At 60.4% G+C, this 24,751-nt stretch carries 2 protein-coding genes; both read right to left on the reverse strand.

From position 1 onward, the window contains the following. Nucleotides 1-9: 9 nt before the first annotated feature. The gene (locus WN53_RS13090; protein ID WP_235166950.1) at nucleotides 10-1,407 is read right to left on the reverse strand and encodes a TolC family outer membrane protein; all 1,398 of its coding nucleotides are present in this window, start codon (nucleotides 1,405-1,407) and stop codon (nucleotides 10-12) included. Nucleotides 1,408-1,596: 189 nt separating this feature from the next. After that, entirely contained in the window at nucleotides 1,597-24,111 is a 22,515-nt protein-coding gene (locus WN53_RS13095; RefSeq protein ID WP_046808077.1) for an Ig-like domain-containing protein, read from the reverse strand. Between the last annotated feature and the right edge of the window lie 640 nt (nucleotides 24,112-24,751).

A 24,751-nucleotide genomic window follows, 5' to 3' on the forward strand; every position in this document is an offset into this window, starting at 1 on the left:
TCATTCAGACTACAGCGACGGTAAGCTGTCGCCACTGGCTCGTTGGCGCTCGATACCCAACATATCCAATAAGTTGTCGACCGCGGAGGCATAGCGCACCGCCGCGTCCCAGCCGTCGTACAGCGCGGTGACGCGTGAGGTTTCTGCCTGCAGTACGTCTTGTTCCACGCTGAGCAGGTCGTTCAGGCTGCGCTTGCTGAGCTTGTACTCGTCCTGGTAGACGCTGCGGGTATAGTCCGCGCTGCTCAGCTGTTGCGCTCCGGCCAGCTCCCGCTGCTGTGCACCGATCAGATCGGCATAAGCGGTAGAGGCTTTCTGGTTCATATCCAGTTTGGCGGCTTCAACCTGAGCCTGTGCTGCCTGGCGATCGCCCTCGGCGGCATCAACCTTGGCATTGACCGCGCCGCCCTGATAGATCGGTGCCTGCACCACCAGCTGCAACTGATCGTTCCAATAGGATCGGGCGTCGTTGCCATCGCTCTCGTAGCGGGTGCGGCCTGCCTGGACGGAAACGGTCGGCCAATGTTGGGCCTCCGCCTGGCGAATGCGCTGGGTAGCGGCTTCCTGCTTGGCCTGGGCGCTGAGCACCGCATTGCTTTTTTGATAGGGCAGCGACTTGAGGGTGATTTTCTGTTGCAGCAGTTGCTGCGGCAGGTCGGGCAATTTATCCGGCACGACGCCGGTCAATACGGAAAGCTGCGCCAGGGCCGAACGGTGTTGGGCGCGATACTGTTCCAGCGTGGCGTTCATCCCGGCGATGCGGGTTTGCGCCTGTAACACGTCGGATTGTGAACTGAGGCCAGCATTGGCCCGCAGCTCGGCAATTTCCTTGACCCGGTTCAGCGACACCAGATTGCGCTCCGCCGCAATGCCCAAGTCCTGATAGCGCTTGACCTGTAGGTAAGCCTGCAGCGTTTGCTGTCCTACTTCGGTCATGGTTTGGTACAGCGTGTAGCGATAGGCGTCGGAGAGGTTATTTTGCTCCTCAATGCTGCCGCTGGTTTTGCCGAAGTCATACAGCAACTGGTTCAGGGTCACGCCTGCCGAGGCGTTGTTGTTCAAGGTACCGGAAGAGTCGGTCTGGCTGGATTTGCCAAAATTGCTGTTGAGGGCAATTTGTGGGAACCAGGCGCTTTGCGCCAGCGCCAGATCGGCTTTACCCACGTTAATCTGCGCCGAAGCCTGGGCGATCTGCGGGTTACGAGCAAAGGCTCGCAGGATCGCATCCTGTAAAGTGAGCGTCATCACCGAACGCTCCGTCGGTGCGGCTTGCCAGTTAAATTCGACCTGCGGTGCGGCGAGAGACTGACCAGTCAGCCCGCCTAATCCGCCCAAAAACAGTCCGATTGTGGCCGCACGCCGTAGCGTGAGCCGAGCTCCATCCATGCCATAAAGGTGTCTTTTCATTATCGCTACCACATCTATGCCGATAACTGCGCTTGGTTGCCGTTTCGGCTTTGTTATTGTGACGATCGTTAATTTCGGCGGCCCGTCTCCCGAACGGAACCGCCGCACTGCCTTGGCCTGAACTCTGTCATTCCCATGTCACTGGCTCGCCGCATTGCACGAGCCAGTGACTGACGGAGAGGCCGGGTACTACACCAGATTGACGTGCAGGCCTTGCTGCACCAGAACATCTCCCAGGGTGTTGCCGCTTTCGAGGGCGGAGTTGTGGTAAACGTCGAACACTTGGCCATCGACCGTCCGTTGGCCCACAGAGCTCCAGGTGCCGCCTTCGGCCTGGGTCAGATTGACCTGGTCACCGACGCTGCCCTTGATCAGCAGGTTGTCGCTGGCAGCATCCTTGACGTTCAGCGCCTCGTGCAGATCCAGCGTGATGCTGTTGGTGCCGCTGGTGCCCAAATCGAAGATATCGATGTGTTGCACCTTCAGACCCAAGGCCGTCAGATCCAGGTTGAGGTTTTTGCCATCCAGCTCCAGGGTATCGATACCCGCGCCGCCGTCGATCGACAGGAAGTCGAGGGCGTTGACGTGGATCACATCGTTACCGCTGCTGCCATGGATGGTGTCGCCGCTGGCAGTAGTGCCATTCGCCAGATTGATGGTGACGCCGCCAATGCTGAAGGTGGTGTCTTCAACCGTGGTAACACCAGCGGTATCCACCGGCAGCGTTGGGTTCACCACCAGCGTGCTGGTGACTGGCTCGCTGGTATCCGTGGTGGTCTGGGTAGTGCTGACCTCGCTGGTTGGCGTGCTGGTCTCGGTGGTGGTGTGCTGCACTGCAGCTACCTGAGCATGCTGTACAGCGGTGTTATCGGTCGTGCTGTCGGTGCCGGTGTTTTCTGAACCCGACGTATCCAGCGACAGCGTTTCGACCGCCACGTTAGCCGTCAGCAGCAGTGGCAGTTCGATACCGGAAGTCAGCCCCGCAGAGACGCTGACCCCGTTACCCGCCAGGTCGGTGACAGAAGCCGCCACCGCGGTGCCCAACAGGGTAGGGATCAGGTTGAGCACGTTCAGACCCTTGAGGGCGTTGGTGGTGTCGAATTTCACCGTCCAATGTCCGGTGGCATCCACGGTGCCTTGCAAGGTGCTGCCCAGCAAGGTCACGCTAACCTTCGCGCCTTGTTGCACGTTCAGGCTGGTACCGCTGACGGTCAGGCCGTTAGTCAGAATGCCCAGAGCACCCGTCAGGGTTCCTAGGGCATCGATGCCCAACAACGGCAGCGCGTGGGTTTTCACCGTAGCGCTGGCGTTGGCCGAGCTGGTGTTACCGTAGCGGTCGGTGACGGTAACACCGACCGACAATGGCCCATCAGCCAGGTTGACCAGGTTCAGGGTAGGAACGCTGACGCTCCATTTCCCGTCGTTGCCTACGGCGGCGGTCAATACCAGCCCTCCCACATTGACGCTGACGCTACCGCCGATGGCGTTGGTGGTGGTGCCGCCGATCAGCTGGTTCAGGTTGGCTTCGCTCAGGTTGAGGAAACCATCGCCAAACAGGCTGCCCAGGTTAACGGTCGGCAGGTTGTGGATGCCCACGCCCAGATCGGCGCTGATGCTGCCGGTTTTCCCTGCGGAGTTGGTGACCGAAACGCCCAGTGACAGATTGCCATCCAGCAGGCTGGACAGGTTGAGCGGCGTCAGGCTGAGTGACCAACTGCCATCGGCCTTCACCTGGGTGGTGAAGGTATTGCTGCCGAGGTTAACCTGAATGGTTGAACCCGGCGCGTTGGTGGCGTGACCGCTGATGATCTGGTTGCCGGTCGCTTCCAGCGCATTCAGCAGGCCATCACCGCCAAACAGCGGATCCAGCGTCAGGGTTGGCAGGGCGTTGATCAACACGTTGAGCGGGCTGGCCTGGCTCACGGTGTTACCTGCCGCATCGGTGAGGCTGGCGGTGACGTTGGTCACGCCATCCAACAGTCCTTGCAGATCCAGCGTTGGGATCGGCAGTTGCCATTTGCCGGTGGCATCGACGCTGGTGGTGTAGGTGTGGCTGCCCAGCGTCAGAGTGATGGTGGTCCCGGCCGACACGTTACCTGCGTTGCCGCTCAGGATCTGCGGTGACAGCAGATCGCTCAGATCCAGCGTGCCGTTGCCAAACAGCGGGTTGAGCGTCAGCGTTGGCAGGATGGTTGCCACGTTGAGGCCCAGGCTGGCACCGCTGGTGTTACCTGCCGGATCGGTGACCGTGGCGCTGACGATCAGATTACCCGCCGCCAGATCCGCCAACTGCAGCGGATTGATGGTGGCGCTCCAGCCACCATCGGCATCGACAACGGCGTTCAGTTGCAGCGTGCCGACCTTGATTACCACCTGGGAACCCGCCGCCGCATTGGTGGTGGTACCGCTGATGGTCTGGGTCAGCAGCGCTTCGGCCGCATTGAGGAAGCCGTCACCGCCAAACAGCGGGTTGAGTGCCAGCGTTGGCAGCTTGTTGACGATCACATCAATCGCCGTATTCAGCACGCCGGTGTTACCGGAGCCATCTAGCACCGAAACGCCAACGTTGATATTGCCATCCAGCAGGGTGTGCAGATCGGCAGGTTGCAGCACCAGGCTGAACTTGCCGTCGCCACCGACGGTGGTCAGGAAGTTTTTACCGCCAAGAGAAACCTGCACCTGCGCACCTGCGCTGGCAAAGGCTACGGTACCGCTGACGGTTTGTGCCACCAGAGCTTCTGCCGCGTTGAGGAAGCCATCACCGCCAAACAGCGGATCGAGCGTGATCACCGGTAGTTTCACATCCAGCTGTAGCCCGGCAGTGGCGCTGGTGGTGTTACCTACAGCGTCGGTCGCGGTTGCGGTGACGGTAAAGTTACCGTTGCCCAGCCCTTGCAGGACACCGAGGATATCCGGCGTGACGGTGGCACTCCATTGGCCGCCAGCGCCTACGGTGGCAGTCAGAGTTTGCGACCCGGCAATGTTCAGATTAATGGTGGAGCCTGCCGCCAGATTGGTGACGGTGCCGCCGATGGTCTGGTTCAGCAACAGGTCTGCCACGTTGAGGATGCCGTCACCAAAGATCGGATCCAGCACGATGTGCGGCAGATTGTGGATGATGGCGGTGATATCGATGTTTTTGCTCACCACGTTACCGGCAGAGTCGGTCACCGAAACGCCCAGCGCCAGATTGCCGTCGCTCAGCGCGGCCAGATCCAGCGGTGGGATCGCCAGGCTCCAGGTACCGTCACTGCCAACGCTGGCGGTGTAGGTTTTGGTACCCAGGCTGACGCTAACGCTGCCACCGCCGATACCGAGACCGTTAATGACCCCGCTGACAGTCTGTGATACACCGGCTTCTACCGCATTCAGCAGGCCATCGCCAAAGGCGGTGACCGGGCCGATCACCGGCAGGTTGTGGGTCAGCACGTCGATATCGATCAGGTCGTTGACCACGTTGCCGTGGGAGTCGACGATCTGCACGTTGACCTGCGCCAGACCATCACCCAACAGGTTGAGCTGGCTAGGCAGCAGTGACACGCTCCACTGGCCGTTACCGCCAACTACCGCATCCAGCGTGATGCCAGCGATGGTGACGTGAACAACCGCACCGTTGTAATCGCCAGTGGCGTTACCGCTGATCACCTGAGTCAGCAGCGATTCGGCCAGGTTCAGCACGCCATCGCCGCCAAACAGGGCGTTAACCCCCGCACCGAGCGTTTTGTTCAACGCCACGTTCAGCGTTACGTCGGTATGGCTGCTGTTGCCAGCGGTGTCGGTCAGCGTGACGCCGATGATCTGCGGCCCATCGGTCAGGCTTTGCAGGTTGAGCGACGGCAGTGGAATGCTCCATTTGCCATCCGGGCCAACCACCACGCTGGCGGTCAATGGCCCCAGCGTAATGGTGACGGTTTCACCAATGCCGCCAGTACCGGTCAAGGCCTGGCCAAGCAGGGCTTCTGCCAGCGTCAGGATATTGTCCCCGGCCAGCAGATCGACCGACAGCAGCGGTGCTGTGGTATCGGTAGTAATGACGTGCGTTGCTGGCGTGGTGTTGCCTGCGGCGTCGCTCAAGGTGGCATTGATGGTGCTGCTACCCTGCGGCAGGTTAACCAGATCTGCCGGTGGCACGTTGACCGACCAGGTGCCGGTGCCACTGACCTGTGCACTGTAGGTTTTGCCATTCAGCGTAACGGTGACAATGCGGCCCGCTTCCGACACCGAAGCGGTACCGGATATCGCCTGGGCGACGGTGCTTTCACTGGCGTTCAATACGTCGTTACCCGCGAAGGTATTGATGGTGAGCGTCGGTGGAATGCGGTCGACCAACACGGTTTCGCTGGCGGTAAACACCGTCGGCAGCGGTGACAGCAGCGTGGTGCTGGCCGTAACCACGATATTGCCGTCAACCGGGAAGGTCACCACGGTGCTGAAAGTGCCATCCGCCAAGGTAGTGACCGGAATACCCAGCGGTAAGCCACCCACGGTAATGGTGACGACCTGCCCAAGGCCGATCCCACCGACCACTTTACCGGTCAGGTTGATGATCAACCCGACTTCACTGGCGTTAACGATATTATCGCCGGTGATCGGATCAACGGTAATAATCTGGCCCGGAGGCGTCAGGTTAACGTTGAAGCTGTGGTTATCGACGGCGACGTTACCGGCCTGATCGCTGACCTGAGCCGTGATGCTTGGCGTCCCGCTCAGGGCTTTCAGATCGGCTGGTGGCACCGATACGCTCCAACTGCCATTCGCCAATACCACCCCGGTATAGGTTTTGCTGTTGAGCGTAACGGTCACCTGTTGCCCAACCGCGACGTTGGTGGACGTACCGGTTATCAGCTGTACCGACTGACTTTCGGCATAGTTGATGATGTTATCCGCCGTGAAGTTGGAGATGGTCACGGTTGGCAGAGTGGTGATTGAGACGTGCACCGAAGAGCCGGCCGTGCCCTGGTTGCCAGCGGCATCCGTGGCGGTCACGGTGATGGTGTTATCACCTTCAACCAGATCTCTGAGCGCGCCGCTGTTGAGCGCCAGGCTCCAGGTACCATCGCCGTTGACCTGAGCAGCAAAGTTGATGTTGCCGATCTTCACGTTGACCGCAGTCGCATCGCCGGAGTTACCGGTCAAAGTTTGCCCCAGGTTGGTTTCGGCCAGATTGAGGAAACCGTCACCGAACGGTGTGTTGATGGTTGGTACCGGTGCGGTGAGATCGCTAGTGAAGTTCAGGGCGCTGCTGTTGGTGTTGCCCGCGGCATCGGTCGCCGTGACGGTCAGCACGTGTGGCCCATCCAGCAAGGTGCTCAGGGTGGCCGCAGGCAGCGGTAACGACCAGTTGCCGTTGATATCAACCTGCGCGTTGTAACTGACGCCATTGACATCGATCACCACTTTCACCGCCTGGCCTGCGCCATTCACCCCGGTGGTGCCGGTGATCGTCAGCGCACCGGCGGCTTCGCTGATGCTCAGCACACCGTCAACGCCAAACGGCGGAACTATGGTAGGAGTCGGCAGCGTCAGCAGGGCGTTAACGTCCAGCGGCGCGGTGGTGGCCGTATTGCCGCCACGATCCTCGACGGTGACCTCAACGGTATGCTGCCCGTTGGTGAATACGGCAAGCTGTGCTGCGTTGAGTTGCAGAGACCAGCCACCCAGCCCATCGGCCTGAGCGGTAAAGGTCTGCTGATTTGGCAAACCTTCGTCCACCGTCACCGTGACGATCTGGCCGCTGCCGATCAGACCGGTTTTGCCGGTCAGGGTTTGCGTCAGCGCGGCTTCGGCAATATTCAGCAAACCATCGCCAAACGGCAGGTCCAGGGTTGGCAACGGCAGCTTGTTGACCAGAATATCGACCGATCCGTTGGTGCTACTGGTGTTACCCACGCTATCCGTTACGGTTACCGTGATTGGCCAGGTGCCATCCGGCAGGCCAAGCAGGGTGGCACTGTCGAGTGGCAGCGTCCAGCTACCGTCGGCATTTACCGTGGCGTTCAGGGTCAGGCCATTAACGTTCACCTTCACGGTCTGGCCGAGATTGCTATTGATGCCGGTGGTGCCGGTGAGGGCACCGCCCAACAAGGCTTCGGCGTGGTTGACGATACCATCGACAAATGGTGTGTTCAGTTCGGCCACCGGCAGCCCGGTGAGGATGCTGTCAAAGTCCAGCGTCGCGCCGTGGCTGTTGCCGCCTTTATCGGTGGCAACCACGCTGATGGTGTGATCACCATCCACCAGCCCCAGCAGATCGGTAGTCGGTAAGGTGACACTCCACTGGCCGTTGTTGCCGACCGTAGCGTTGTAGTCTTTACCGTTGAGGCTGACCACCACCGTTTGACCGTTGCCGATAATGCCGGTGGTGCCGGTCAACAGCTGATTGACCCCGGCTTCCACCAGGTTCAGAGCGCCGTCGCCAAACGGCAGGTTAATGGTTGGATTCGGCAGGAGATGCGACAGGATCTCCAGCGAACCGCCCGCACTGGCTGGGTTACCTGCCGCATCCACGGCGGAGACCACCACCTGCACGGTGCCGTCTGCCAGCAAGGCCAGGGCATTGGCTGGGATCAGCGCGCTCCAGGTACCATCGTTATTCACGATACCGTTCACCACGTAGGTACCAATCTGGACCAATACCGGGGTGTTAACCAGCAGGTTGGCTGCTGCACCGCCGATTGGCGTACCGATCCCCAGTTCGGCAATATTAAGAATATTGTCACCGAACAGCGGGTTCAGCGTCAGCGATGGCAGCGTATGGGTGTTGACTGCCACCGTGATGGAGTCTGACACGCCGTTACCTGCGGCGTCGGTGACGCTCACGCCGATAGTCACGTTACCATCCAACAGCCCTTGCAGGATATTGCTTGGGATATTGACGCTCCATGCACCGGTCGTCGGATCCGCCAGGGCGGTGTAAACGTTGGCACCCAGCGTGACGGTAACGGTCAGGCCCGGGTCGGTATGCCCGCTCAACACTTGCCCCAGCAGCGCTTCCGCCAGGTTCAGGATGCCGTCACCAGCGAAGATATCGATCTCCAGTAATGGTGGCACGGTGTCAACAGTGACGTTATGGGTGGCGCTGGCCGGGTTCTCGGCGATATCGGTCACCGAGGCTGTCACGGTCTGCGGGCCTTGTGGCAATGCCTGCACGTCGGCTGATGGAACCGTCGCGCTCCAGCTACCGTCTGCTTGTACCACTGCGGTGTAGGTTTTGCCGTTAAGCAGCACGCTGACCACCTGGCCAGGCTGCACATGGCTGGATCCCCCGCTGATGATGATGGCAGCATTCGCCTCATTGGCGTTGATGATGTCATCACCGGCAATCACGTTGACCGACAGCTGCGGCAGATTGCCCGCATCGGTGATCACGGTGAGGTTGTGGTTGGCGGTAGCCTGGTTGCCAGAGGTATCGCTAACCGTGGCGGTGAGGGTGTCTTTACCGTCTGGCAAGGCCCCCACATCCACAGCCGGAACCTGCAGGCTCCAACTGCCGTCCGCGCCGACGACGGCGGTATAGGTTTTGCCATTGAGCGTTACGGTGACCTGTTGCCCCTGTTCGACGCGTTGGCTGCCCCCGCTGATGGTCAACGGCAGGTTGGATTCCGCCAGGCTGAGGTAGTCATCGCCGGACAGGGTGTTGATGGTCAACAGCGGCGCCTGGGCCGGGTCGGTATCCAGGGTGATGCCGTGGCTGACGCTGCCGGTGTTGCCAGCGGCGTCGGTCAAGGTGGCGGTGATGGAGGAGGCACCGTTCGGCAGGTTAGCCAGATCGCCAGCCGGAATGGTGACGCTCCAACTGCCATCCGCCAGGACCAACCCGTTATAGGTCAAGCCGTTGATGGTGACTTTCACCACCACTGGCTGGCCGCTGTCGTTGATCGGTGCGGTACCGGTGATTTGCAGCGCTTGCTGGCTTTCGGCGATGTTGATGATGTCATCACCGCTGATGGTGTTGATGGTCAGCACCGGCACGGTCAGATCGACCGTGGCGCTGGAGGTGAGGCTGGAAGTGTTGCCAGCCACGTCGCCGACGGTGACCCCAATGCTGGTTGGGCCGTCAGGCAGGGCCGCCAGATCGGCACTTGGTACGCTCACGCTCCAGTTGCCGTTGTTATCGACGATGCCGGTATAGGTTTTCCCTCCCAGGACCACGCTGACGGTTTGCCCACTACCGCTGACGCCAGTGGTGCCGCTCAGCGTTTGATCGCTGGTGGATTCCGCCTTGTTCAGATAGCCATCACCAAACGGCGTGTTCAAGGTGGCAACCGGCAGGCTGTTGATCAGCACGCCCAACTGCTGCGAACCGGTGACCAGATTGCCCGCTTCGTCGGTGGCACTGACGGTGACGGTCAGGTTGCCATCGCCCAGGATCGTCAGGTCGGCTGAAGGAACGGTCGTCGTCCAACTGCCATCGGCCTGCACGATTGCTTCGTAGAACTTACCGTTAAGCGCGATGGTGACGCTGGCTCCGGCGGCTACGTTGGTGGAACTCCCGCTGATGCTGATCCCTGCGGCGGCTTCGATGGCGTTCAGTTGGTTATCGCCAGTGATTGGGGCAATCGCCAGGGCGCTCTGGGTGAGATCGACCGTGACGTCATGGGTGGCACTGGCCGGGTTACCGGCTTTATCGGTGACGTCGGCGGTGATCGTTACACTGCCGTTGGTCAGCAGAGCCAGGTCGGCAGCCGGAACGCTGGTGCTCCAGGAACCGTCTGCCTGCACGGTGGCGGTATAGGTTTTGCCATTGAGGGTGATGGAAACGATCTGCCCGGCTTCAACATTCAGGCTGCTGCCGCTCAGAGTTTGCGTTGCCTGCACCTCGGCACCGTCAATAATATTGTTGCCCGCAAAGGTGCCGATGGTCAGCACCGGTGCGTTCAACGCGCTGGCATCAACCCCGATGGCGTGGGTGACGCTGGTGCTGTTACCGGCGCTATCGGTCAGGGTGGCGACCAGGTTATAGCTGCCATCGGACAGTGCGGTGAGATCGGCGGTTGGCAGCGAAGTGCTCCACGAACCGTCCGGCTGAACCACTGCGGTGTAGGTTTTACCGTTCAACGTCAGCGTCACGGTACGACCTGCATCCCCGATGGAGGCGGTGCCCGAAACGGTCTGGTTGAGCAGCACTTCTGCGCTGTTAAGCACGTCATCCCCGGCAATCACGCTGACGGTGAGGGTCGGAGCGACCTTATCGACCACGACGGTGCTATTCAGGGTATTGCTGTTGCCCGCAGGATCGGTGACCACGACGTTGAGCACTGGCGTCCCATCCGGCAACGCCTGCAAATCGCCAACCGGGACGGTGACGCTCCAGTTGCCGCTACCGTCCACGGTACCGGTGTAGGTTTTATCCCCAAGGGTCACGGTGACGGTTTGCCCCGGCGTGGTGATGCCGGTGGAACCGGTGATGGTTTGCGGTTGGCCTGCTTCCGTACCGTTCAGGATGCCATCGCCAAACGGCGTGTTCAGGGTGGCGTCTGGCAGGTTATGGATAAACACGCCCAAGGTATGGCTGCTGCTGACCGGGTTACCTGCCTGGTCGACAGCGGAAACGCTCAGGTTGATATTGCCGTCTGCCAACAGGGCCAGATCGGCCGGTGGTACCAGCACGCTCCAGGAACCGTCCGCCAGCGTAGTGCCGGTGTAGGTTTTGCCGTTCAGCGTCACGGTCACGCTTGCGCCGGTAGCCAGGTTGAGGCTGCTGCCGTTGATGGTTAATGGCAACAGGCTTTCGGCCAGGTTCAGCTTATCGTCACCGGCAATCACGTCGATGGCGATGCCGCTCAGGGCCGTGTTGACCACCACGTTATGCGTTGCCGATGCCGGGTTGCCGGAGGTATCGCTGACGCTGACGCTAATGGTGCTGTTGCCCTGAGCCAGTTGGCCCAGATCGGCGGCGGAGACGCTGGTGCTCCAGGTTCCGTCCGCCTGTACGGTAGCGGTGTAGGTTTTGCCATTCAGCGTGATGGTTACCAACTGGCCCGCTTCTACATGGGTGGTGGTGCCGCTCAGCGTCTGGCTGGTTTTCACCTCTGCGCCGTCGATAATATCGTTACCGGCAAACACATTGATGCTCAGGGTTGGCAGATCCAGCGGATTGGCGTCGATCGTTACGGTATGGGTGACGGTGGTGGTGTTGCCCGCTGCATCGCTCAGGGTGGTGGTTAATGGATAACTGCCATCACCCATTGCTTGCAGATCGGCGCTTGGGATGGTGGCACTCCAGGTGCCGTCATTGGCGACTACCCCGGTATAGGACTTACCGTTGAGGGTCACCGTGACGGTACGCCCGGCATCACCGATGGAAGCCGTGCCGGAAACCACCTGGTCGCTGAGGCTTTCCAGGGCGTTAACCTTGTCATCCCCGGCAAACGGCTTGACCGCCAGAGTTGGTGGCACCAGATCGACCTGTGCCGTAGTGCTGCCAGGCACGCTGTTACCTGCGGAGTCCGTAGCGGATACGCTGATGGTATTGCTGCCCGCTGGCAGGTTTTGCAGGTCGGCCGATGGGATGGAAACGCTCCAGTTACCGCTGCCATCCACGGTTGCGGTATAGGTTTTGCCACCCAGAGTGACGATCACGCTTTGTCCCGCACCAGGGATGCCGGTGCTGCCGCTCAGTAGTTGTGCCGTGGCGGCCTCAGCCTGATTGAGGAAACCATCGCCAAACGGCAGGTTGATGGTTGGCTCCGGCAGGGTATGGATATGCACATCCAGTGAATGGCTGTCGCTGACCGGATCGACACCCGGGTTGGAGACGCTGGCGGTGACCGTCGTCAGGCCGTCTTGCAGTGCCAGCAGATCGGCGCTGTTCACCGATACGCTCCAACTGCCATTGGCCAGAACAACGCCGGTGTAGGTCTTGCCGTTCAAGGTGACGGTAACGGTTTGGCCAGCGTTCACATTGACCGTGGTCCCGCTGATGGTCAGCGGCTGTGAGGCTTCGGTCAGGTTCAACTGATCGTCACCGGCAATCAGGTTGATGGCGATACTTTCCACCGCCGTATCAACGCTGATGGTATGGCTGCTGGTAGCCGGGTTGCCTGCCTGATCGCTGACGCTGGCGGTGATGGTAGCCTGGCCATTGGCCAGCAGCGCCATATCTGCCGCCGGAACGTTAACGCTCCAGCCGCCGCCCAACTGCACGGTGGCGAAGTAGGTTTTGCCGTTCAGGGTTAGCGTCACGGTCTGGCCGACTTCGACATTGGTGGTGGTACCGGACAGGGCCTGAGTGACCAGCGCTTCGGCCCCGTTAACGATATCGTCCCCGGCGAATGCGCCGATGCTCAGCGTTGGCAGATTGGCCGGGTTGGCATCGATATTGAGGCTGTGGGTGACGCTGGTGCTGTTGCCAGCCGCGTCGGTGAGGGTAGCAACCAGATCGTGGCTACCGTCGGTGAGTGCTTGCAGATCGGCGGCAGGCAGGCTGGTGTTCCACGAGCCATCCGGTTGCACCACAGCGGTGTAGGTTTTGCCGTTCAGCGTCAGAGTCACGGTACGGCCCGCATCGGCGACCGAGGCGGTGCCGGATACGCTTTGTGCCACCAGCACTTCGGCGGCGTTCAGCACATCATCCCCGGCAACCAGACCTACGGTGAGGGTAGGCGCGGTTGCATCGACGGTGACGGTGGTGTTCAGCGTATTGCTGTTGCCAGCGGTATCGGTGACCACTACAGACAAGGCCGGTGTGCCGTCTGGCAACGCTTGCAGATCGGCCGCAGGGATGGTGGCGCTCCAGTTACCACTGCCGTCCACGGTGCCGGTATAGGTTTTGCCGCCCAAAGTCACGGTAACGGTTTGCCCAGGCGTGGTGATGCCGGTAGAACCCGTGATGGTCTGCGGTTGACCCGCTTCCGCGCCGTTCAGAATGCCATCGCCAAACGGCGTGTTCAGCGTGGCTTCTGGCAGGCTATGGGTAAATACGCCCAGGTTGTGGCTGTCGCTGACCGGGTTACCGGCCAGATCGGTGGCAGTGACGGTCACGGTAGAGTTGCCATCGGCCAGCAACGCCAGATCGGCGGCAGGCACGGAGACGCTCCAGGAGCCATCCGCCAGCGTGGTGCCGGTGTAGGTTTTACCGTTCAAGGTCACGGTAACCGTGGCTCCGACCGCCAGATTGGTGCTGCTACCGTTGATGGCCAGCGGCAGTTGGCTTTCCGCCAGGTTGAGTTTGTCATCGCCCGCGATCACGGCGATCGACAGACCGCTGAGATCGGTATCGACGGTCACGTCATGATTGTCAGTTGCCGGGTTACCGGCGCTGTCGCTGACGGTGGCGGTAATGGTGGTCTGGCCGTTGGCCAACAACGCCAGGTCGGCAGCCGGAACGCTGGTGCTCCAGGAACCATCGGCCAGCACGGTCGCCGTGTAGGTTTTACCGTTCAGCGTAATGGTCACGATCTGGCCCGCTTCCACATGGGTGGAGGTGCCGGACAGGGTCTGAGCAGTTTTGACTTCCGCGCCGTCGACAATGTCGTTACCGGCAAATACACCGATGCTGACGGTCGGCAGGTTGGCCGGGTTGGCATCGACGCTGATGCTGTGGGTGACGCTGGTGCTGTTGCCTGCGGCGTCGGTGAGGATTGCCACCAGGTTGTGGCTACCGTCGCTGAGCGCTTGCAGATCGGCAGCGGGCACGCTGGTGTTCCACGAGCCATCCGGTTGCACCACAGCGGTGTAGGTTTTGCCGTTCAAGGTCAGGGTGACGGTGCGACCTGCATCCGCGATCGAGGCAGTGCCGGAGACGCTTTGTGCCACCAGCACTTCGGTGGCGTTCAGCACATCATCGCCAGCAATCAGGCCCACGGTGAGGGTAGGCGCGGTGGCATCAACGGTGACGGTGGTGTTCAGCGTATTGCTGTTGCCAGCGGTATCGGTGACCACTACAGACAAGGCCGGTGTGCCGTCTGGCAACGCTTGCAGATCGGCCGCAGGGATGGTGGCGCTCCAGTTACCACTGCCGTCCACGGTGCCGGTATAGGTTTTGCCGCCCAAAGTCACGGTAACGGTTTGCCCAGGCGTGGTGATGCCGGTAGAACCCGTGATGGTCTGTGGTTGACCCGCTTCCGCGCCGTTCAGAATGCCATCGCCAAACGGCGTGTTCAGCGTGGCTTCTGGCAGGCTATGGGTAAATACGCCCAGGTTGTGGCTGTCGCTGACCGGGTTACCGGCCAGATCGGTGGCAGTGACGGTCACGGTAGAGTTGCCATCGGCCAGCAACGCCAGATCGGCGGCAGGCACGGAGACGCTCCAGGAGCCATCCGCCAGCGTGGTGCCGGTGTAGGTTTTACCGTTCAAGGTCACGGTAACCGTGGCGCCGACCGCCAGATTGGTGCTGCTACCGTTGATGGCCAGCGGCAGTTGGCTTTCCGCCAGGTTGAGTTTGTCATCGCCCGCGATCACGGCGATCGACAGGCCGCTGAGATCGGTATCGACGGTCACGTCATGATTGGCAGTTGCTGGGTTACCGGCGCTGTCGCTGACGGTGGCGGTAATGGTGGTCTGGCCGTTGGCCAACAACGCCAGGTCGGCAGCCGGAACGCTGGTGCTCCAGGAACCATCGGCCAGCACGGTCGCCGTGTAGGTTTTACCGTTCAGCGTAATGGTCACGATCTGGCCTGCTTCCACATGGGTGGAGGTGCCGGACAGGGTCTGAGCAGTTTTGACTTCCGCGCCGTCGACAATGTCGTTACCGGCAAATACGCCGATGCTGACGGTCGGCAGGTTGGCCGGGTTGGCATCGACGCTGATGCTGTGGGTCACGCTGGTGCTGTTGCCCGCAGTATCGGTGAGGGTGGCGACCAGGTTATGGCTGCCATCGGCCAGGGCGGCGAGGTCGGCCGCAGGCAGGCTGGTGCTCCATGAACCATCTGGCTGCACCACCGCGGTGTAGGTTTTGCCGTTCAAGGTCAGAGTGACGGTGCGGCCTGCATCACCAATCGAGGCGGTGCCGGACACGGTCTGCGCTACCAGCACTTCGGCAGCGTTCAGCACATCATCGCCAGCAATCAGGCCCACGGTCAGGGTAGGCGCGGTGGCATCGACGGTGACGGTGGTGTTCAGCGTATTGCTGTTGCCAGCGGCATCGGTAACCACTACAGACAAGGCCGGTGTGCCGTCTGGCAGCGCTTGCAGGTCGGCTGCTGGGACGGTGACGCTCCAGTTGCCGCTGCCATCCACGGTGCCGGTATAGGTTTTACCGCCCAGGGTGACCGTAACGGTTTGCCCCGGCGTGGTGATGCCGGTGGACCCCGTTATGGTCTGCGGCTGGCCTGCCTCCGTGCCGTTCAGGATGCCATCGCCAAACGGCGTGTTCAGGGTGGCGTCCGGCAGAGTGTGGATAAACACGCCCAGATTATGGCTGTTGCTGACCAGATTGCCGCCCTGATCGACGGCGCTGACGCTGACGGTGGCGTTGCCATCGGCCAGCAGGGCCAAATCGGCGGCCGGGACCTGAACGCTCCAGGAACCGTCTGGCAGGGTCAGGCCGATGTAAATCTTGCCATTCAGCGTCACGGTGACGATGGCACCGAGCGGCAGATTGGCGCTGTCGCCGGAGATCGTCAGCGGTTGCAGACTTTCGGCCAGGTTGAGTTTGTCATCCCCTGCGATCACGGAGATGGAAAGCCCACTGAGGTTGGTATCGACGGTCACGTCATGGCTGGCGTTGGCCGGGTTACCTGCAGTGTCGTTGACGGTGGCGGTAATGGTGGTCTGGCCGTTGGCCAACAGTGCCAGGTCGGCCGCCGGTACGCTGGTGCTCCAGGAACCATCAGCCAGCACGGTGGCGGTGTAGGTTTTACCGTTCAGGGTGATGGTGACGGTCTGGCCCGCTTCCACATGGGTGGTGGTACCGGTCAGGGTCTGAGCAGTTTTGACTTCCGCGCCGTCGACAATGTCGTTACCGGCGAACACGTTGATGCTGAGCGTTGGCAGGTTGGCCGGGTTGGCATCCACACCGAGGACATGGGTAGTGCTGGTGCTGTTGCCCGCAGTATCGGTGAGGGTGGCGACCAGGTTATGGCTGCCGTCGCTGAGTGCCTGCAGATCGGCGGCGGGCAGTGACGTACTCCACGAACCATCCGGCTGTACCACGGCGGTGTAGGTTTTACCGTTCAAGGTCAGGGTTACGGTGCGGCCCGCATCGGCGACCGAGGCGGTACCGGACACGGTCTGCGCCACCAATACTTCGGCGGCATTCAACACATCATCCCCGGCCACCACGTTAACGGTGAGGGTTGGGGCGGTTGCATCGACGGTGACGGTGGTGTTCAGCGTGTTGGTGTTACCGGCGGCATCCGTAACGGTTACGGACAAGGTTGGTGTGCCGTCCGGCAGCGCTTGCAGATCGGCAGAAGGAACGCTGACGCTCCAGTTGCCGCTGCCGTCCACGGTGCCGGTATAGGTTTTACCGCCCAGAGTCACGGTGACCGTTTGCCCTGGGGTGGTGATGCCGGTAGAGCCCGTGATGGTCTGCGGCTGGCCTGCCTCCGTGCCGTTCAGGATGCCATCGCCAAACGGTGTGTTCAGCGTGGCTTCTGGCAGGCTATGGATAAACACGCCCAGATCGTGGCTGCCGCTGACCGGATTACCGGCCTGATCGGTGGCAGTGACGGTCACGGTGGTGGTGCCATCGGCCAGCAACGCCAGATCGGCGGCAGGCACGGAGATGCTCCAGGAACCATCCGCCAGCGTGGTGCCGGTGTAGGTTTTACCGTTCAAGGTGACGGTGACCGTAGCCCCGACGGCCAGGTTCTGGCTGTTGCCATTGATCGCCAGCGGCAGTTGGCTTTCGGCCAGGCTGAGTTTGTCGTCACCGGCGATCACGGCGATAGACAGCCCGCTGAGATCGGTATCGACGGTTACGTCATGATTGGCGCTGGCTGGGTTACCGGCGCTGTCGCTGACGGTGGCGGTAATGGTGGTCTGGCCGTTAGCCAACAGCGCCAGATCGGCAGCCGGTACGCTGGTGCTCCAGGACCCATCCGCCAAGACGGTAGCGGTGTAGGTTTTACCGTTCAGGGTGATGGTGACGGTCTGGCCCGCTTCCACGTGGGTGGTGGTACCAGACAGGGTCTGGGCGGTTTTCACTTCGGCGCCGTCGATAATGTCGTTACCGGCAAACACGCCGATGCTGACGGTTGGCAGATTGGCCGGGTTGGCGTCGACGTTGATGCTGTGGGTGACGCTGGTGCTGTTGCCTGCCGCATCGGTGAGGGTGGCCACCAGATTGTGGCTACCGTCGGCCAGGGCGGCGAGGTCGGCCGCAGGCAGGCTGGTGCTCCATGAACCATCTGGCTGCACCACGGCGGTGTAGGTTTTACCGTTCAAGGTCAGAGTGACGGTGCGGCCCGCATCACCGATCGAGGCGGTGCCGGACACGGTTTGTGCCACCAACACTTCGGCGGCGTTCAGCACATCATCCCCGGCAACCAGGCCCACGGTGAGGGTTGGCGCAGTCTCATCGACGGTGACGGTGGTGTTCAACGTGTTGGTGTTACCGGCGGCATCGGTGACCGTGACGGTCAAGGCTGGCGTGCCGTCTGGCAGCGCTTGCAGATCGGCGGCAGGAATGGTGGCGCTCCAGTTGCCGTTGGTATCCACGGTGCCGGTGTAGGTTTTACCACCCAGGGTGACCGTAACGGTCTGCCCAGGAGTGGTGATGCCGGTAGAACCCGTGATGGTCTGTGGTTGACCCGCTTCCGCACCGTTCAGAATGCCATCGCCAAACGGCGTGTTCAGCGTGGCTTCTGGCAGGGTATGGGTAAAGACGCCCAGATCGTGGCTGTCGTTGACCGGGTTACCGGCCTGATCGACGGCGCTCACGGTCACGGTGGTGGTGCCATCGGCCAGCAAGGCCAAGTCGGCGGCAGGCACGGTGACGCTCCAGGAACCGTCTGCCAGCGTGGTGCCGGTGTAGGTTTTACCGTTGAGCGTGACGGTCACGGTTGCACCCGTGGCCAGATTGGCACTGCTGCCGCTGATGACCAATGGCAGTTGGCTTTCCGCCAGGCTGAGTTTGTCGTCACCGGCGATCACGGCGATAGACAGCCCACTGAGGTCGGTATCGACGGTCACGTCATGATTGACGCTGGCCGGGTTACCGGCGCTGTCGCTGACGGTGGCGGTAATGGTGGTCTGGCCGTTAGCCAGCAGCGCCAGATCGGCAGCCGGTACGCTGGTGCTCCATGAGCCGTCTGCCAGCACGGTGGCGGTGTAGGTTTTACCATTCAGGGTGATGGTGACGGTCTGGCCCGCTTCCACGTGGGTGGTGGTACCAGACAGGGTCTGGGCGGTTTTCACTTCGGCGCCGTCGATAATGTCGTTACCGGCGAACACGCCGATGCTGACGGTTGGCAGATTGATCGGGTTGGCGTCGACGTTGATGCTGTGGGTGATGCTGGTGCTGTTGCCCGCCGCATCGGTGAGGGTGGCGACCAGATTGTGGCTGCCGTCGGCCAGGGCGGCGAGGTCGGCCGCAGGCAGGCTGGTGCTCCATGAACCATCTGGCTGCACCACGGCAGTGTAAGTCTTGCCGTTCAAGGTCAGGGTCACAGTGCGGCCCGCATCACCGATCGAGGCAGTGCCGGACACGGTCTGCGCTACCAACACTTCGGCGGCGTTCAGCACATCATCGCCAGCAATCAAGCCCACGGTCAGGGTTGGTGCGGTCTCATCGACGGTGACGGTGGTGTTCAGCGTGTTGGTGTTACCGGCGGCATCGGTGACCGTGACGGTCAAGGCTGGTGTGCCGTCTGGCAGTGCTTGCAGGTCAGCGCTTGGCAGCGTGACGCTCCAGTTGCCGTTGGCATCCACGGTGCCGGTGTAGGTTTTACCACCCAGGGTGACGGTAACGGTCTGCCCAGGCGTGGTGATGCCAGTGGTGCCCGTGAGGGTCTGGGATTGGCCAGCTTCTGCACCGTTCAGGATGCCGTCGCCAAACGGCGTGTTCAGCGTGGCTTCTGGCAGGCTATGGGTAAATACGCCCAGGTTGTGGCTGTCGCTGACCGGGTTACCGGCCTGATCGACAGCGGTCACGGTGACAGTGGTGGTGCCATCGCCCAGTAACGCCAAGTCTGCTGCAGGCACGGTGACGCTCCAGGAGCCGTCTGCCAGCGTGGTGCCGGTGTAGGTTTTACCGTTCAAGGTCACGGTAACCGTAGTCCCGACGGCCAGGTTGGCGCTGCTGCCGCTGATGGCCAGCGGCAGCTGGCTTTCCGCCAGGCTGAGTTTGTCGTCACCGGCAATCACGGCGATAGACAGCCCGCTGAGGTCGGTATCGACGGTCACGTCATGATTGGCGCTGGCCGGGTTACCGGCGCTGTCGCTGACGGTGGCGGTAATGGTGGTCTGGCCGTTGGCCAGCAGCGCCAGATCGGCTGCCGGTACGCTGGTGCTCCAGGAGCCGTCTGCCAATACGGTAGCGGTATAGGTTTTACCGTTCAGCGTGATGGTAACGGTCTGCCCGGCTTGCACGTGGGTAGTGCTCCCCGAGATCGTCTGGGCGGTTTTCACCTCTGCACCATCGATAATATCGTTACCGGCGAACACGTTGATGCTGAGCGTTGGCAGGTTGGCCGGGTCGGCATCGACGCTGACGCCGTGGGTGACGCTGGTGCTGTTACCTGCGGCATCGGTAAGGGTGGCGACCAGATTATGGCTGCCGTCGGCCAGAGCGGCGAGGTCGGCTGCTGGCAGTGAGGCGTTCCAGGTGCCGTCCGCTTGCACCACCGCGGTGTAGGTCTTGCCATTCAAGGTCAGAGTGACGGTGCGGCCCGCATCGGCAACGGAAGCGGTGCCGGACACGGTCTGCGCCACCAGCACCTCGGCAGCGTTGAGGATATCGTCGCCCGCGATGGTGTTGATGGTGAGGGTTGGCGCGGTCTCATCGATGGTGACGGTGGTGTTCAGCGTATTGCTATTGCCCGCCGCATCGGTGACCGTGACGCTCAAGGCCGGCTTGCCGTCTGCCAATGCTTGCAGATCGGCCGCAGGAATGGTGACGCTCCAGTTGCCGTTGGCATCCACGGTGCCGGTATAGGTTTTACCGCCCAGGGTGACCGTAACGGTTTGCCCCGGGCTGGTGATGCCGGTGGTGCCGGTAAGCGTCTGTGGCTGACCCGCTTCTGCGCCGTTCAGGATGCCATCGCCAAACGGCGTGTTCAGGGTCACGTCCGGCAGGCCATTGATAAATACGCCTAGATTATGGCTGTCGCTGACCGGGTTACCGGCCTGATCGACGGCGTTCACGGTCACGGAGGCGGTGCCATCGGCCAGCAACGCCAAGTCGGCGGCAGGCACGGTGACGCTCCAGGAGCCGTCTGCCAGCGTGGTGCCGGTGTAGGTTTTACCGTTCAGGGTCACGGTAACCGTAGTCCCGACGGCCAGGTTGGCACTGCTGCCGCTGATGACCAATGGCGACTGGCTTTCGGCCAGGCTGAGTTTGTCGTCACCGGCAATCACGGCAATCGACAGGCCGCTCAGGCTGGTGTCGACGGTCACGTCATGGCTGGCGCTGGCTGGGTTACCGGCGCTGTCGCTGACGGTGGCGGTAATGGTGGTCTGGCCGTTGGCTAGCAGCGCCAGATCGGCAGCCGGTACGCTGGTGCTCCAGGAACCGTCTGCCAGCACGGTGGCGGTGTAGGTTTTACCGTTCAGGGTGATGGTAACGGTCTGCCCGGCTTGCACGTGGGTGGTGGTACCGGACAGGGTTTGAGCGGTCTTCACTTCTGCGCCGTCGACAATATCGTTACCAGCGAACACGCCGATGCTGAGCGTTGGCAGGTTGGCCGGGTCGGCATCGACGCTGACGCCGTGGGTGACGCTGGTGCTGTTACCTGCGGCATCGGTAAGGGTGGCGACCAGATTATGGCTGCCGTCGGCCAGAGCGGCGAGGTCGGCTGCTGGCAGTGAGGCGCTCCAGGTGCCGTCCGCTTGCACCACCGCGGTGTAGGTCTTGCCGTTCAAGGTCAGAGTGACGGTGCGGCCCGCATCGGCAACGGAAGCGGTGCCGGACACGGTCTGTGCCACCAGCACCTCGGCAGCATTGAAGATATCGTCGCCAGCGATGGTGTTGATGGTGAGGGTTGGCGCGGTCTCATCGATGGTGACGGTGGTGTTCAGCGTATTGCTGTTGCCCGCCGCATCGGTGACCGTAACGGTCAATGCTGGCGTGCCATCTGGCAGCGCTTGCAGGTCGGCGGCTGGAATGGTGACGCTCCAGTTGCCGCTGCCATCCACGGTGCCGGTGTAGGTTTTACCGCCCAGGGTGATTGTGATGGTCTGGCCCGGGCTGGTGATGCCGGTGGTGCCGGTAAGCGTCTGTGGCTGACCCGCTTCTGCGCCATTAAGAATGCCGTCACCAAACGGCGTGTCCAGAGTCACCGCAGGCAAATCATGAGTGTAAACGTCCAGATTGTGCGTGGTGGTCACGGTAGAACCATCGTTGCCTGTCACGCTGGCAGAAATGGTGTTGCTGCCTTCGGTCAGCAGTTGCAGATCGGCGCTAGGCACCTGCAATGTCCAACTGCCGTCTGCCAATACCAGCGCGGTATAGGTTTTGCCATTAAGCGTGACGGTAACGGTCGACCCGGTGGCGACGTTGGCCGTGGTGCCGCTGATGGCAAGAGGAAGCCCGGCTTCGACGGCGTTGAGCTTATCGTCGGAAGAGACAATGCCGATATTGATGGCCGAGAGTTGGTTATCTACGGTGATAAGCTGCGGCGCGGTGGTTGTCGTGTTGCCCGCCTGATCGCTAAGCGTGGCGATCATCTCATAGCTGCCGTTGGTCAGGGCAGCCATATCTGCGGCAGGCACGCTGATGCTCCATTTGCCATCTGCGCCTACGATCCCGGTATAGGTTTTGCCATTGAATGACACGCTGACCACCAGCCCGGCTTCGCTGACGGAGGCGGTACCGGTAATATTTTGCGCGGATTTTTGCTCGTCGGCGGTGACGACATCATCGCCGGTAAATTTATCCAGCGTCAGCACCGGTGGCACGGTATCTACCTGCAAATGCTCCGTTACGGTAGTGCTATTGCCTGCGGCGTCGGTGGCCGTCACGGTGAGGGTATTATCCCCTTGAGCCAACGCCTGCAGGTCTGCGGCAGGCAGTACCAGGCTCCACTTGCCATCCCCGCCAGTGACTGTGGTGTAGGTTTTACCATTCAGGGTAACGACAATGGTCTGGCCCGGATTGCTGGTGCCGCTCAGGGTTTGTGATGTTTGCGCCTCGGCGGCGTTGAGTACGTCGTCTCCGGCCAGTTTGTTGACGGTCAGTACCGGGGCGGTCAAATCGACGGTGATGTTCTCATGCGCATTGGCGCTTTGCCCTGCTTTGTCGGTGACGGCGGCGTTGAGCGTGGTCGAGCCATTAGCCAGCGCAGCCAGATCGGCGGCAGGCAGTGAAAGTGACCAGCTGCCATCGCCTTGAACCACGGCGCTATAGGTTTTGCCATTCAAGGTGATGGTAACGGTTTGCCCTGCTTCGACATTTTGCGTATGGCCGCTCAGCGTTTGGGTGCTTTTCGCTTCGTTGGCGTTGATCACGTTATCGCCGGTCAGGGCGTTAATCGTAATCTGCGGGGTAGGATTAACTACGGTGGTATCCACCGAGATCTGATGATCGACCGTGGTTTGGTTACCCACTTTATCGACGGAGGTCACGATTAACTCGTAGTTACCGTTTTTCAGCAAAGCCAGATCCGCCGCAGGCAGTTGCAGGCTCCACTTACCGTTGCTACCCACCGTTGTGGTGTAAGTTTTACCGTTCAGGGTAATGGTAATTGTCAGCCCGGCCTCGCCGGTACCGCTCAGAGCCTGTGCCGCTTTTAACTCGGCGCCAGTCAGATGATCATCGCCAGTCAGCTTGTTGACGGTCAAGGCTGGCGGAGTGGTATCGACCAGCACGGAGATGGTTTTTTCGACGCTAACCCCATCCTGGTTGGTCACTTTAACCGTCAGTTGGTAATTGCCGTCTTTCAAGCCAGAAAGCGCAGCGGAGCTAAAGTCAAAGCTCCACTTGCCATCGGCTCCGACGGTAGTGGTGTAACTTTTGCCGTTGAGCGTCAGCGTGATGGTCGCACCTGCGGCAACGCCGGTGGTCAGGCCGCTCAGTAACTGGGCAATTTTAACTTCACTGGCGTTCAGAACGTTGTCCTGGCCCAACTTCCCGACGGTCAGGGTCGGTTGTTCTGGCGTTACGGACGGTTCGTCATTGTTGTGGTCGTTCTTCCCAGTCCCGGTAGCAATGGCGACGCCAGCCCCCAGCGCCAGGCCAGCCAGAATGGCGGCGATGGCACCGTTGGATAAATCATGATCGGTAATTAGCAGCGGTGAAACGTCAGACAATGATTCAAACTGCGGTGTGATCAGCATTGGTTCGGTGGTAGCGGCGGTTGCCGGGAATATCGCGTGCTGAATGGCACCGTTGCCATCATCAAACACCAATTCGCTGTGTTTGCCGTCGGCGTCCAGTTCAAAGAAGCTCTGATAACGTACCGTGGTGCCATCTTTCATATGCACGATCAGGTCGTTACCTTGGCGTTCATAGCTGCTCACCAAAGCCTGAGTACCATGGATCCGCACAATACTGCTTTGTGTGAGGCTGACGGAACGGGTACCGGTTGCTACGTCAGCGATTTTAGCGCCGCCATGACGAGCAATAATATCAACAGCCCCAAGGGTAAAATTGGATTGTGCCATGTGGTTAGCCTCTGAACGCCAAAGTTAATTTGCATAGCGCGCCAAAGCCGCTTGTGTGGCTTTTGTAGGCGCGCTGGAATGCCCGATGGGGGTGCCCTCGAGCTAAATTCAACCTGGTGTTTAGATGACTAATTAATGCAAAATTAACTAATAAATCTTCCCTGATAGGATTTTATGATTAAGTTTCCTAACTTATCTGTGAGGTAAGGTATAAGCGAGCTTTGATAAAAATGCCATAGGCGGCAATGATTATTGTGCTAGGCCGTTATTGATAAAAATTCTTATTTGCTAGCGAAGATAAATATCCATAGTTAGGTAATGGTTTTTTAAACTCCTTGGCTGATTTATTTTTGGCTAGATAAAATGCATTTTACTTACCAGTTATTAGACGGGATTTATAAATAAATTGATTTTAAATCAAATGGTTAACTATTTGTATTTTGCGGGTTGTACATATTTAAAAATAGGTGCTACCGGGTGGGTAAATAAGATGATTACATTACAAAACTAACCTTTAATTGCGGGTTTTAGTGACAGTAAAATGCGTACTAATAAAGGGGTATTTTTTGAAACTGTGAAGTAAAGATTTTTTATTTATAAGTTATGCTACTGATTTTATAGGGCGGCATAAGAAAACCTT

The sequence above is a fragment of the Serratia fonticola genome, assembly GCF_001006005.1.
Lineage (GTDB): Bacteria > Pseudomonadota > Gammaproteobacteria > Enterobacterales > Enterobacteriaceae > Chania > Chania fonticola.